The following is a 13,412-nucleotide window of genomic DNA, read 5'->3' as shown; positions in this document are numbered from 1 at the left end:
ACGCATGTCGGTTGTTTTCATTTAAAAGTGTGAACTGGCTCAAATAAGATTATTAAACGAACAAATAATCCCCCCATCACATCAGCGATGGTGAAAAAAAATGGGTTGAAGTTTGTTCGTAGCTATTGTGGATCTGAATCCGTCAGGTCCTGTTCTTCATCACCTAACAGAGCTAATTCCAACAATGCGTAGCGGTGCTCAACAAAACTGTGTGCGTTGTTGGCAACCGTCAGCTTGAATAGCGTTTCAGCGCTATCCGTATCCCCCAGACTTAGGTAATATTTACCTAAATAGAAGTAGGTTTCACTGAGATGTTCAGCGAGCGAAGTGTTATCCGTTGAGAATTCTGCGACGCGTGCCAGCAGTGTTTTTTCACTGATGTCACCCAGATAGAATTCAGCAATATTCCAGCCCCATTGTCCGCCTTTCGCCTGTTCATAGCGCTGGCGTAAATCAGCCAGTGCTTTCTTCGGATCTATCTCTTTGTCGACCAGATAGAGCCACAGCGAGCGAAACGGATCGTTTGGATCATCTTGATAAAACGCCTGCAGATCATCCCGCGCTACCGGATACCGGCCCCCGTAATACAGAGCGATACCGCGATTCATACGCGCGTAGTTATAAGTTGGATCAAGCTCTAATACAGAATCATACGCTTCATAGGCCGCATCAAAGTTGCCCGCCTGCGTAAAATAAATGCCCAGGTAATTAAATATCTCCGGAATATCCGGACGCATTGATAACGCAACGGTAAAATCATTACGTGCCAATGCCTGCAATCCAAGGCTGTCATACAACACACCACGCTGATAAAGCAGCTGGGCGTATTCGTCCTCAGTCAATGACCGGCTTGCCAGGATTTGCTCCATACGGGCGAGGATCACTTCCTGCTGTAAAGATGGTTGCAAGGGTACCGCAAGAGGCTCCCGAAGGTGCCAATTTTTACCGCCGCTACATCCTGCGATAAAAAGTATAGCCGCAATGCTCCACCAACGCAGAAAAAAATTCATTTCCTACTCCCGAAGTCAGATCCTTTTAAAGGAAAATCCTCTGACTGACAATAACCGAGTGCATTTTTGCTTTTTTGCCGAATGGCGCCCTTTTTACAGGACGCCATGCCTTACGTCAAATTTTATTCAGCGTTATTCATATCAGGGGTTGCATCAGAGGCAGGTGCAGCATCTTCGCTGACCGCTTCTTTCATGCTCAGGCGAATACGACCCTGACGGTCGATTTCCAGTACTTTAACCGGAACTTCCTGGCCCATCTGTAAATAATCTGACACTTTTTCAACGCGCTTGTCTGCGATCTGAGAAATATGCACCAGACCTTCTTTGCCGCCGCCGATAGCAACGAACGCACCGAAATCAACGATACGTACAACTTTACCACTGTAGATACGACCGACTTCAACTTCTGCGGTAATTTCTTCAATGCGGCGGATAGCCATTTTCGCTTTGTCGCCATCAGTTGCAGCAATTTTCACCGTACCGTCATCTTCGATTTCGATAGTTGTACCGGTTTCTTCAGTCAGCGCACGGATAACAGAACCACCTTTACCGATCACATCCTTGATTTTGTCCGGACTGATCTTGATGGTGTGAATGCGTGGTGCGAACTGAGAAATATCAGCGCGTGGTGAATTGATAGCCTGTTCCATGACACCCAAGATGTGCAGACGCGCACCTTTAGCCTGGTTCAGAGCTGCCTGCATGATTTCGCTGGTGATACCTTCGATTTTGATATCCATCTGCAGAGCACTGATCCCGTCGCGGCTACCTGCCACTTTGAAATCCATGTCGCCGAGGTGATCTTCATCACCGAGGATATCAGACAGAACAACGTATTTGTCATCTTCTTTAACCAGACCCATTGCGATACCCGCAACAGCTGATTTAATCGGAACACCGGCGTCCATCAGTGCGAGAGACGCACCACAAACTGATGCCATAGAAGAAGAACCGTTGGATTCTGTAATTTCAGATACCACACGGATGGTGTACGGGAATTCTTCGGCTGATGGCATAACAGCCAGCACGCCGCGTTTTGCCAGACGACCGTGACCAATTTCACGACGCTTAGGCGAACCGACCATACCAGTTTCACCTACGCAGTACGGAGGGAAATTGTAATGGAATAAGAAGGTATCAGTGTACTCGCCCATAACCTGGTCGAGAGTCTGTGCATCACGCGCAGTACCCAGTGTTGCAGTAACCAGCGCCTGTGTTTCACCACGGGTGAACAGTGCAGAACCGTGGGTACGTGGCAGCAGACCGGTACGGACATCCAGCGCACGAACCATGTCTTTTTCACGGCCATCGATACGCGGTTCACCGTTCAGAACACGGGTACGGACGACTGATTTCTCAACCGCTGCCAGGATATCAGACACTTCATGTTTCAGTTCGCTGGTCAGCTCTTCGCCGCGCGCAGTATAATCCTGCTCCAGTGCACTGATGGTTGTATCTTTAATGATATTAACCTGAGCATAACGCTCTTGTTTTTCAGTGATAAGGTAAGCATCACCCAGGGCTTTTTCAGACAGCTCAGCCACACGGTCGTGCAGTACCTGATTAACAGGCTCTGCCTGCCAGTCCCATTTGTCTTTACCGACTTCTGCTGCTAATGCATTGATGTTGTCGATAACAACTTGTTGTTGTTCATGACCAAATACAACTGCGCCTAACATTTGTTCTTCAGTCATCAGCTCAGCTTCTGACTCAACCATCAGCACAGCACCTTTGGTACCGGCAACGATTAAGTTCAGGCGGCTTACAGCCAGCTCATCAGTCGTCGGGTTCAGCACATACTGGTCATTGATAAAACCAACGCGCGCTGCGCCAATCGGGCCATTAAACGGAATACCGGACAGTGCCAGTACCGCAGAAGCACCAATCATTGCCACCACATCAGGATTAACCTGCGGGTTAACAGAAACAACGGTTGCGATAATCTGAACTTCGTTCAGGAAACCTTCAGGGAACAGAGGACGTAACGGACGGTCAATCAGACGCGCGATCAGTGTTTCGCCTTCGCCCGGACGGCCTTCACGACGGAAGAAACTTCCCGGAATACGGCCGGCTGCGTAAGTACGCTCCTGATAGTTAACCGTCAGCGGGAAGAAGTCCTGGCCCGGTTTCATTTTTTTCTGGCCGACAACGGTAACGAATACCGCGGTGTCGTCCATATTAACCATAACAGCAGCTGTCGCCTGGCGAGCCATCATACCGGTTTCGATAGTGACAGAGTGCTGACCATACTGGAATTTACGAATTGTCGGATTTAACAAAATAATATCCTTCTGGGTCTCTCACCCCGGCAGGGGCAAGCGTTGAAATGGTCTCTTCAGATACATCCTCGCGACTAATGACAACCTTTTCCGTTTGCCGGAAAGCGCTGTCATTAGTCGCGCGAATCGCTGTATTTAAAGAGTCGTTGTAAGCGGATAACAGCGGGATATACCGCTTTCAGAAGAAAAGGGGCCATCTTCGGCCCCTTTCCACTGAAACTTGTCGGATTAGCGACGCAGACCAAGACGCTCAAGAATCGAGGTATAGCCGGCTAAATCTTTACGCTTCAGGTAGGTCAGCAGCTTACGACGCTGAGCAACCATACGCAGCAGACCACGACGACTGTGGTGATCTTTTTTGTGCTCGGAGAAGTGACCTTGCAGATGGTTAATCTGTGCAGTCAGCAGCGCGATCTGAACTTCGCTTGAACCGGTGTCGTTTTCAGTACGACCAAAATCAGCGACAATTTTCGCTGTTGCTTCAGTGCTTAGAGACATAAAAAACTCCAATATACATTGATTGATAAACAAAATGAGTGCCGATCTCTAATTCAGCATCTCAAGGAAATTGCCGCACTATTCTACGCTGCAACGCACCTGAACGCAAGATGCGTCCGGTGCTTATTCTGCCTGTTCAGGCGTGTGTTCAACCACCAGACGGCGCGGTGCGACCAATCCTTCATCACTGATGACCGCAAGACCGATAAAGCCGGCATCATTCCCTTGCGTCACGCGCGTTAACGTCTGTGCGGCAAGCTCATGCTGTGCCCGTACCGGCTGTCCCTGCTTAAAATAAGCCGCCGTCACATCCGTCAGATTAACCTGCGGGAAATGTGACACTGCGGTATCCATTGGCAGCAAAAGCGGATCTAACGCCATTTCAAGCGGGGTTTCTGTTTCATCGGCATTGCTGCGCAGTGCCTGTAACTGCTCCAGGGTAACCATCCGTTCTGCCGGATACGTTGCCACCTGTAAACGGCGCAGGAAAATCACATGCGCACCACAGCCGAGCATTTCACCGAGATCATCAGTGATCGTGCGGATATACGTGCCTTTTGAGCAATGGATTTCCATCTCCAGCTCATCGCCTTCCCGGCGGATGAACAGCAGTTCATATACCGTGATCGGACGGGCTTCGCGCTCAATGGTTATCCCCTTACGGGCATACTCATACAGCGGACGACCCTGATGTTTAAGCGCTGAATACATAGACGGTACCTGTAAGGTATCGCCCCTGAATGAATCCAGAGCAACATCAAGCTGTTCCTGTGTGAAAGTCAGCGGACGTTCACTTATCACCTCACCATGCGCATCTGAGGTGTCTGTACGCTGCCCTAAACGGGCAATCACACGGTAACGCTTATCCGAATCGAGCAGGAACTGAGAAAACTTAGTCGCTTCGCCCAGGCAGATCGGTAACATCCCGGTCGCCAGCGGATCCAACGCCCCGGTATGCCCGGCTTTGCTGGCATTAAAAAGACGGCGGACCTTTTGCAGAGCATCATTTGATGAAATATCCTGCGGTTTATCCAGCAGAAAAATGCCGTTGATTTCACGGCCACGACGACGGCGCGCCATCAGTTATCCTCTTTGTCGTCCGCAGATTTGCGCATATCTTCGTCATGTTTAATCACATCAGAAACGAGATTGGACATACGCATCCCTTCGACGAGGGAACTGTCATATTCAAATTTAAGCTCCGGGATAATGCGTAAACGCATCTCTTTCCCGAGCAGAGAGCGGATATAACCGGAAATATCATTTAAGACTCTGATACCCAATTTGACCTGTTCTGAATTATGATCTTCACCTATAAAATTCAGAAAAGTAACAAATACAGTGGCATAAGCCATATCACGGGATAAATCGACACCGGATACTGTTGCCATGCCCACACGGGGATCTTTAATTTCGCGTTGCAGGATAATCGCAATTTCTTTCTGAATTTCCTGTGAAACGCGCTGAGACCGGCTGAATTCTCTTGCCATAGTTTCATCTCCTGAAAAGTAAGGGGGCTATAAGCCCCCTAATTATATCATGTATTGTAATACCGTCAGGCGATTAGATAGTCCGTTTGACTACAATCACCTGGAAGACTTCAATCATGTCGCCCGGGCGGACATCATTGTAGTTCTTCACACCGATACCACATTCCATTCCGTTACGGACTTCGGCAACGTCATCTTTGAAGCGGCGCAGAGATTCCAGCTCGCCTTCATAAATAACCACGTTGTCACGCAGAACACGGATTGGGTTATTACGCTTGATGTTACCCTCTGTCACCATACAACCGGCGATTGCGCCGAATTTAGGTGAACGGAAGACATCGCGGACTTCTGCCAGACCCATAATTTCTTGTCTGTACTCAGGTTCCAGCATTCCGCTCATCGCCTGTTTGATTTCATCAATCAGACTATAGATTACAGAGTAATAACGCAGGTCAACACTTTCGCTTTCAACTACGCGGCGTGCAGATGCATCAGCACGAACGTTGAAGCCAAGGATAATCGCATTGGATGCCGCAGCAAGTGTTGCATCCGTTTCGGTGATACCACCCACGCCGGAACCGATAATTTTCACTTTGACTTCGTCGGTAGACAATTTCATCAGTGATTCAGTAATCGCTTCACATGTACCCTGAACGTCAGTTTTCAGTACGATATTCAGTTCAGAAACCTTACCGCTTTCCATGTTCGCAAACATGTTTTCCAGTTTAGATTTCTGCTGGCGTGCCAGTTTCACGTCACGGAATTTACCCTGACGATAGAGAGCCACTTCACGGGCTTTCTTCTCATCACGGACAACTGTCGCTTCATCACCGGCTGACGGTACGCTGGACAGACCCAGAATCTCGACCGGCATAGAAGGACCTGCTTCAGTCACATCCTGACCCAGTTCATTGCGCATCGCACGAATACGGCCATATTCAAAGCCACACAGTACAATATCGCCCTTATTCAGGGTGCCGCTCTGAACCAGAATGGTCGCAACCGGACCACGACCTTTATCAAGGTAGGATTCGATAACCACACCGCTGGCCATACCTGCGCGAACCGCTTTAAGTTCCAGAACTTCAGCCTGGAGCAGAATAGCATCAAGCAGATCATCGATACCCAGTCCCTGCTTCGCAGAAACACTGATGAACTGGTTTTCACCACCCCATTCTTCAGAAAGGATACCGTACTGAGACAGCTCACTTCTTACGCGCTCAGGATCTGAATCAGGTTTATCAATTTTGTTCACCGCAACCACAACCGGCACACCAGCGGCTTTCGCATGCTGGATAGCTTCGACGGTTTGTGGCATTACGCCATCGTCTGCCGCAACAACCAGAACAACGATATCCGTTGCCTGCGCACCACGAGCACGCATCGAAGTAAACGCGGCGTGTCCCGGAGTATCCAGGAACGTAATCGCGCCTTTATCCGTTTTAACGTGATAAGCACCGATATGCTGGGTGATACCACCCGCTTCGCCGGAGGCTACTTTCGTTGAACGGATATAGTCCAGTAATGAGGTTTTACCATGGTCAACGTGACCCATGATAGTCACAACCGGTGCACGGGACTCAGTTGATACTTCGCCCATGTCACGGTCGTTCAGAATCGCCTCTTCCAGCTCGTTTTCACGACGCAGGATAACTTTGTGACCCATTTCTTCGGCAACCAGTTGTGCGGTTTCCTGGTCAATCACCTGATTGATAGTCGCCATAGCGCCCATCTTCATCATGGTTTTAATAACCTGGGAACCTTTCACTGCCATTTTGTTGGCTAATTCGCCGACAGTAATGGTTTCGCCGATAACCACATCACGGGTAACCGCTGCAACCGGCTTGTTAAAGCTCTGCTGCAGTGAACTGCCTTTACGCTGTTTCTTACCGCGTGGCTGCTGCGCACGGGCTTCTTCGCGATCGGCTTTCTCGGAATGGCGGTTATTTTTCTTCTGGCGGACATTTTTGACCGGACGGGTACGGGCGCGGTTTTCACCTTCAACTTTCGCATCACTTTCATCTTCAGCTTCACGGGCGTGAGCAGAGTGGTGGTGTGATAGTCAGCGCTTTCGGTTTCGTCACCTGCCGGAGCTGCAGACCATTTTTCTGCATTTTGTTCTGCCAGAAGACGGGTTTCTTCTGTTGTACGTTTTACTTCAGCTTCCAGTTTACGTTGCATCTCTTCTTCGGCTTTGCGCTTTAATTCAGCAGCCTCAGCTTCGCGACGTACTTTCTCGCTGTGTTCCCGTGTATCAGCCGGTGCTGATTTCGTTTTATTTTCTTTCACGTTATTCTTTTCCGCTACTTCACGCTTAGCCGGTTCTGCTGCTTTATCAGTTGCCTGCGCTGCTGCCACTTCGCGTTTTGCCTTTTCTTCAGCGTCACGTTTCGCTTTCGCGTCCTGTTTGGCTTTCTCTTCAGCTTCACGACGGGCCTGTTCTTCAGCTTCGCGTCTTGCCTGCTCTTCCGCTTCACGCTGCGCCTGCTCTTCCGCGGCTTTCGCCTGTTCTACGGTATCGCTGTTGACATAAGTGCGTTTTTTGCGGACTTCAATATTAACCGATTTACTCTTACCACCGGTTACCGGAACACTCAGCGTACTGCGTGTTTTGCGCTGAAGTGTTAATTTACCCGACTGACTTGCCCCGCCTTGTTCACGGTTCAGATGGGCCAGCAGGGCCTCTTTTTCTTGCTGAGAGACGTTATCTGACTCAGTTTTTTCGATGCCTGCATCAGCAAATTGCTGTACCAGGCGCTCTACTGAAGTCTGAATTTCATCTGCCAGTGTTTTTACTGATTCTGTCATGCTGCTCCTTCCCGCTACAAATTAAGATGCATCGTCGCCAAACCAACAGATATTACGTGCTGCCATAATGAGAACACCTGCTTTCTCATCACTCAGTTCTTCAATATCAGTCAGGTCGTCGATACCCTGTTCGGCAAGGTCTTCAAGAGTACAAATACCACGAGAAGCCAAACTAAATGCCAGTGTGCGGTCCATGCCTTCAAGATTTAACAAATCATCCGCCGGTATTGCACCTGACTGGCTCTCTTTCTGTGCCAGTTCGAGCGTTGTTAAAACGGCTTTTGCACGTTCACGCAGGGCGTCAACTGTTTCCTCATCGAGGCCGTCGATTTCCAGCAGTTCGCTGACCGGCACATAGACCAGTTCTTCCAGTGTGGAAAAACCTTCTTCCACTAATATGGTGGCGAAATCTTCATCGATGTCGAGATGCTTAACAAAAGTTTCAATGGAGGCGTGTGCTTCCGCCTGATGTTTCGCGTTAAGTTCATCGGCGGTCATGACATTGAGTTCCCACTTGTCATTATCGCGATGTTTCTTCAGCAGTTGTGCAGCGAGACGCACATTCTGGCCGTTACGGCCAATGGCTTGTGCAAGGTTACTGCTTTCCACAGCAACGTCCATTGTGCAGTTATCTTCATCAACCACAATAGATGCAACATCTGCCGGAGCCATTGCATTAATCACGAATTGTGCCGGATTATCATCCCACAATACGATATCAATCCGCTCCCCGCCCAGTTCACTGGAAACGGCTTGTACACGGGCACCACGCATTCCGACACACGCCCCTACCGGGTCAATACGTTTGTCGTTGGTTTTCACCGCTATTTTAGCACGGGAACCGGGGTCGCGGGCAGCCGCTTTAATTTCAATAATCTCTTCACCGATTTCCGGTACTTCGATTTTAAATAATTCGACCAACATTTCCGGACGGGAGCGGGTCACAAATAATTGTGCACCACGGGCTTCCGGACGAACATCATACAGGACACCACGGATGCGGTCACCCGGGCGGAAGTTTTCACGCGGTAACATGTCTTCACGTATGATAACCGCTTCTGCATTACTGCCTAAATCCAGCGTAATGTTTTCACGGTTCACTTTCTTCACCACACCCGTGATGATTTCGCCCTGATGCTGGCGGAATTGGTCAACGACCATTGCGCGCTCTGCTTCGCGGACTTTCTGAACGATAACCTGCTTGGCCGTCTGAGTGGTGATACGGTCAAAGGTAACAGATTCAATCTGATCTTCGATATATTCACCCAGCAGGATGCCCGGCGTATCATATTCAGCCGCTTCCAGTGTAATTTCACGGGTTGGCTGAGTGACTTCATCAACCGCTACCCAGCGACGAAAAGTGTCGAAATCACCGGTTTTACGGTCAATACAAACACGAACTTCAATTTCCTGCTCGTATTTTTTCTTAGTGGCGGTTGCCAGTGCAGTTTCCAGGGCTTCAAAAATTTTCTCACGAGGAAGCGATTTTTCGTTAGAAACTGCCTCAACAACAGCCAGAATTTCTTTATTCATCCTAGTTGCCTCTTTTGAACTTTATATTAAAAGTGGGGTACCAGGTTAGCTTTCTGGATGTTGCCAAGTGCGAACACTTCGTCTTTGCCATCCACTGTAACCGTGATCATTTCGCCGTCAACAGCTTTAATAATACCCTGCCATCTGCGACGGTTCTGCATAGCGATACGTAAAGTCAGACTAGCTTCTTCACCTGTGAACCGCTGATAATGCTCTGCCGTAAATAACGGACGCTCCATACCCGGAGACGACACTTCAAGGTTATAAACGACGGTAATAGGATCTTCAACATCAAGAACGGCACTGACCTGATGGCTGACGTCCGCGCAATTTTCAACAGTGATACCCTCATCACTATCAATATAAATACGCAGTGTTGAGACACGACCACGAATAAATTCCAGGCCGACAAGCTCAAAACCGAGTGCTTCGACAGGTGCTGTGACCATCTCTGTTAATTTCTGCTCTAATGTGGACAAGACCACCCCCAGGACATAAAAAAAGGGCATAACGCCCAGTAGTTCTGTTGTTTTATAACAAAAAACCCCGAAATTTCGGGGCTTTAAGCAACAACTGGACCCTGTATACTTCACACTTCTTAATCGCTTTTCCAAATCAGGGGATAACTTCAAAGAGTTGTTGATTTAATCAACCTAGGAAAAAACGATTCGTTTTAAGAAGAGGTTGCGGGAGCCGGATTTGAACCGACGACCTTCGGGTTATGAGCCCGACGAGCTACCAGACTGCTCCATCCCGCGTTCGAAACGTGAAAAATTCTACGCCGATCACCTGCAAAACGCAAGCTTCAAACAAAAATGGTGCCGAGGACGGGACTTGAACCCGTACGCCTGTTTTGTAGGCACTACCACCTCAAGGTAGCGTGTATACCAATTTCACCACCTCGGCACTGAGTACTCTGACGGAACTGACTGATGGTGTCATATCAATCCCGTTTTTAAAACGTTACTGCTTTCCGGTCCTGCAACAATCAGCGTGGAATATCGCTGTTAGGTGCTGCTGGTGCTACGGGTACATCTGTTTTCTGTTCTGTCTGCGCCGGCACAGCGAGATTATCAAACTTGCTGCCTGTTCCGACTTTATTGCTGGTCATGTTGCCCAGAACTAAACTCAGTACAAAAAACAGTGTTCCTAAAATGCCGGTCGTGCGGGTCAGGAAATTACCTGAGCCTGAAGAACCAAACAGAGTTGCAGAAGCGCCTGCACCGAACGAAGCACCCATGTCCGCACCTTTACCCTGCTGCAGCAAAACCATGCCGACTAAGGCAATCGCAACAAGTAAAAAAACGATCAAGAGTATTGTATAAAAAGTCATAACTATATACCTGTTCCCCGTACGGTATACCGACTGATTCGGTATTAATCTGCACACCCACAGGCAAAATGAATTACCTTGCTGAGCGGGTCAGAATACTAACCAAACAAACGCTGACACGCAAGTCTATTTTCAGCCTGCCGCATCAGTTGCGGAAAAAAACAACAACAAGGGGCAGATTCTGACAGAGCCGGCGCAAAATCTCAATAATTTTTTCCGGCAAAACCATTCACACCCCTGATAATAATTACGGGTTTATTACATTATAAATAATGTAATAAAACTACACCCGCTTTACCGCATCGGCGATACGATTCGCCATCGCAGTAACCTGAGCTTCATCCTCACCTTCCACCATAACGCGGATCAGCGGCTCTGTACCGGATTTACGCAACAACACGCGACCTTTGCCATTCAGTTCTTTTTCAACCTCCTGCGTCACGCGGATAACCTCGTCAGCTGACAGAGGGTCGTGCTGCCCGGTAAAGCGGACATTGATAAGGATCTGCGGCAGCAGTTTCATACCGCTGCACAGGTCGTGCAGACTCATATTATTGCGCACCATGGCGCTGAGTACCTGCAGACCCGCCACAATACCGTCTCCGGTTGTGGTTTTATCCAGCAAAATGATGTGTCCGGAGTTTTCCGCACCTAAACGCCAGCCTTTTTCCTGCAATTTTTCCAGCACGTAGCGGTCGCCGACTTTCGCGCGCTCAAACGGAATACCCAGTTGTTTCAGTGCCAGCTCCAGACCCATGTTACTCATCAGTGTGCCTACCGCACCACCGCGCAGTTGCCCCTGACGTAACGCTTCGCGCGCAATAATGTAAAGGATCTGGTCGCCATCCACTTTTTCGCCCAGGTGATCGACCATAATCAGGCGGTCACCGTCACCATCAAACGCCAGTCCGACACTCGCGCCTTCAGCGATAACACGTTCCTGCAACTGACGGACATCGGTCGCGCCGCACTCTTCGTTGATATTGATCCCGTTAGGATCACAGCCGATAGCAATAACGTCCGCACCCAGCTCGCGCAGGACATTCGGTGCTATGTGATACGTCGCGCCGTGTGCGCAGTCGATCACCATTTTCAGCCCGTTCAGACTCTGTTCGTTCGGGAAAGTCCCTTTGCAAAATTCGATATAACGCCCGGCGGCATCCACAATACGGTTTGCACGGCCTAATTCAGCAGATTCCACACAGGTCAGCGGTTTTTCCATTTCAGCTTCAATGGCTTCTTCCACATGATCCGGTAACTTTGTGCCATCGATAGAGAAAAATTTAATACCGTTGTCATAAAATGGATTATGAGATGCAGAGATAACAATACCGGCTTCCGCGCGGAAAGTGCGGGTCAGATAAGCAACTGCCGGTGTCGGCATAGGACCGGTGAACGAAGCAGATAACCCGGCCGCGGCCAGTCCGGCTTCAAGGGCGGATTCCAGCATATAACCGGAAATACGCGTATCTTTGCCGATAATGATTTTCCGTGATCCATGACGCGCCAACACTTTCCCGGCAGCCCAGCCCAGCTTGAGCACAAAATCAGGGGTAATCGGGCTGTCGCCCACTTTTCCGCGGATACCATCAGTACCAAAATATTTGCGCTCACTCATTGTCGTTTTTTTCCTTTGCTAAACGGGTCGCTTCCACCACTTTCATGGCCTGAACAGTCTCTTTTACATCATGGACACGAATAATGTGTGCCCCTTTCATTGCGGCAATCACCGCACAAGCCACACTGCCGGCAACCCGTTCATCAGGGGGAAGATCCATCAGCTGACCAATCATTGATTTACGTGACATTCCGGCGAGAACCGGTAATCCCAGTTTATGAAATTCGTCTAATTTATCTAACAGTTGATAATTATGCGCTAAAGATTTACCAAAACCGAAGCCCGGATCGAGAATTATGTGATTTTTTTCAATACCGGCGGCCATGCAGCGTGCCACCTGTGCATCAAGATACGCATAAACATCACGCACCACATCCGCGTAATGCGGTGCCTGCTGCATTGTACGGGGTTCGCCCTGCATGTGCATGACACAGACAGGCAAACCGCTTACAGCTGCTGCCTGAAGGGCTCCGGGCTCTGTTAATGAGCGGATATCATTGATAATATGCGCACCGGCTTTCGCGGCTTCACGGATAACCAGTGCTTTAGAGGTATCGACTGAAATCCAGACATCAGATTCGCGGGCAATCGCTTCAACAACAGGTATTACGCGTTCTGCTTCCTGCTCAGGGCTGACTTCTGCCGCTCCCGGGCGGGTTGATTCACCACCGATATCAATAATTGCAGCACCTTCCATAATCATCCGGCGGGCATGTGCAAGTGCTTGTACAGGCGTGTTGTGTGTGCCGCCGTCAGAGAATGAATCAGGAGTCACATTGAGGATCCCCATCACCTGTGGTGTTGCCAGGGAGAGAGTCTGACCGCGTGCGGTAAGTTTCATAA

Annotated in this window: 10 protein-coding genes, 2 tRNA genes and 1 pseudogene; all 13 read right to left on the bottom strand. The window is 49.3% G+C overall.

Annotated features, from left to right (window positions below; translation table 11 throughout):
* Positions 1-122: 122 nt before the first annotated feature.
* The 13 genes and pseudogenes from nlpI to folP all read right to left on the bottom strand — a co-directional run bounded on the left by nlpI (position 123) and on the right by folP (position 13,410).
* The gene (gene nlpI, locus AYY16_RS10655; protein WP_067366060.1) at positions 123-1,010 is read right to left on the bottom strand and encodes a lipoprotein NlpI; all 888 of its coding nucleotides are present in this window, start codon (positions 1,008-1,010) and stop codon (positions 123-125) included.
* Positions 1,011-1,132: 122 nt separating this feature from the next.
* Complete coding sequence (gene pnp, locus AYY16_RS10650; protein WP_067366057.1) at positions 1,133-3,289, bottom strand: polyribonucleotide nucleotidyltransferase; 2,157 nt, start codon at positions 3,287-3,289, stop codon at positions 1,133-1,135.
* A 228-nt stretch (positions 3,290-3,517) separates the two neighbouring features.
* On the bottom strand, positions 3,518-3,787 hold the full coding sequence (gene rpsO, locus AYY16_RS10645) for a 30S ribosomal protein S15 (RefSeq protein ID WP_067366054.1): 270 nt from the start codon (positions 3,785-3,787) through the stop codon (positions 3,518-3,520).
* A 123-nt stretch (positions 3,788-3,910) separates the two neighbouring features.
* On the bottom strand, positions 3,911-4,867 hold the full coding sequence (truB, locus tag AYY16_RS10640; RefSeq protein WP_067366051.1) for a tRNA pseudouridine(55) synthase TruB: 957 nt from the start codon (positions 4,865-4,867) through the stop codon (positions 3,911-3,913).
* Positions 4,867-5,277: a 30S ribosome-binding factor RbfA gene (rbfA, locus tag AYY16_RS10635; protein WP_067366049.1), complete on the bottom strand. Its 411-nt coding sequence runs from the start codon at positions 5,275-5,277 to the stop codon at positions 4,867-4,869. Before rbfA ends, truB begins: the two co-directional genes overlap by 1 nt.
* A 73-nt stretch (positions 5,278-5,350) precedes the next feature.
* Positions 5,351-8,085, bottom strand: a pseudogene (gene infB, locus AYY16_RS10630) (translation initiation factor IF-2).
* A gap of 21 nt (positions 8,086-8,106) precedes the next feature.
* The gene (gene nusA, locus AYY16_RS10625) at positions 8,107-9,618 is read right to left on the bottom strand and encodes a transcription termination factor NusA (protein ID WP_067366046.1); all 1,512 of its coding nucleotides are present in this window, start codon (positions 9,616-9,618) and stop codon (positions 8,107-8,109) included.
* Positions 9,619-9,644: 26 nt separating this feature from the next.
* The gene (gene rimP, locus AYY16_RS10620; protein ID WP_067367212.1) at positions 9,645-10,097 is read right to left on the bottom strand and encodes a ribosome maturation factor RimP; all 453 of its coding nucleotides are present in this window, start codon (positions 10,095-10,097) and stop codon (positions 9,645-9,647) included.
* Positions 10,098-10,302: 205 nt separating this feature from the next.
* Positions 10,303-10,376 (bottom strand) — tRNA-Met (locus AYY16_RS10615).
* A gap of 58 nt (positions 10,377-10,434) precedes the next feature.
* Positions 10,435-10,524: transfer RNA gene (locus AYY16_RS10610), tRNA-Leu, on the bottom strand.
* An 82-nt stretch (positions 10,525-10,606) separates the two neighbouring features.
* Entirely contained in the window at positions 10,607-10,951 is a 345-nt protein-coding gene (gene secG / locus AYY16_RS10605; protein WP_067366043.1) for a preprotein translocase subunit SecG, read from the bottom strand.
* Positions 10,952-11,234: 283 nt separating this feature from the next.
* Positions 11,235-12,569, bottom strand: coding sequence for a phosphoglucosamine mutase (gene glmM, locus AYY16_RS10600; protein ID WP_067366040.1), 1,335 nt, complete (start codon positions 12,567-12,569; stop codon positions 11,235-11,237).
* Positions 12,562-13,410: a dihydropteroate synthase gene (folP, locus tag AYY16_RS10595; RefSeq protein WP_067366037.1), complete on the bottom strand. Its 849-nt coding sequence runs from the start codon at positions 13,408-13,410 to the stop codon at positions 12,562-12,564. The genes glmM and folP overlap by 8 nt, the downstream gene beginning before the upstream one ends.
* Positions 13,411-13,412: the final 2 nt, after the last annotated feature.

It is taken from the genome of Morganella psychrotolerans (assembly GCF_001676155.1).
Classification (GTDB): domain Bacteria; phylum Pseudomonadota; class Gammaproteobacteria; order Enterobacterales; family Enterobacteriaceae; genus Morganella; species Morganella psychrotolerans.
This window is presented reverse-complemented; position numbering and strand designations above follow the sequence as displayed.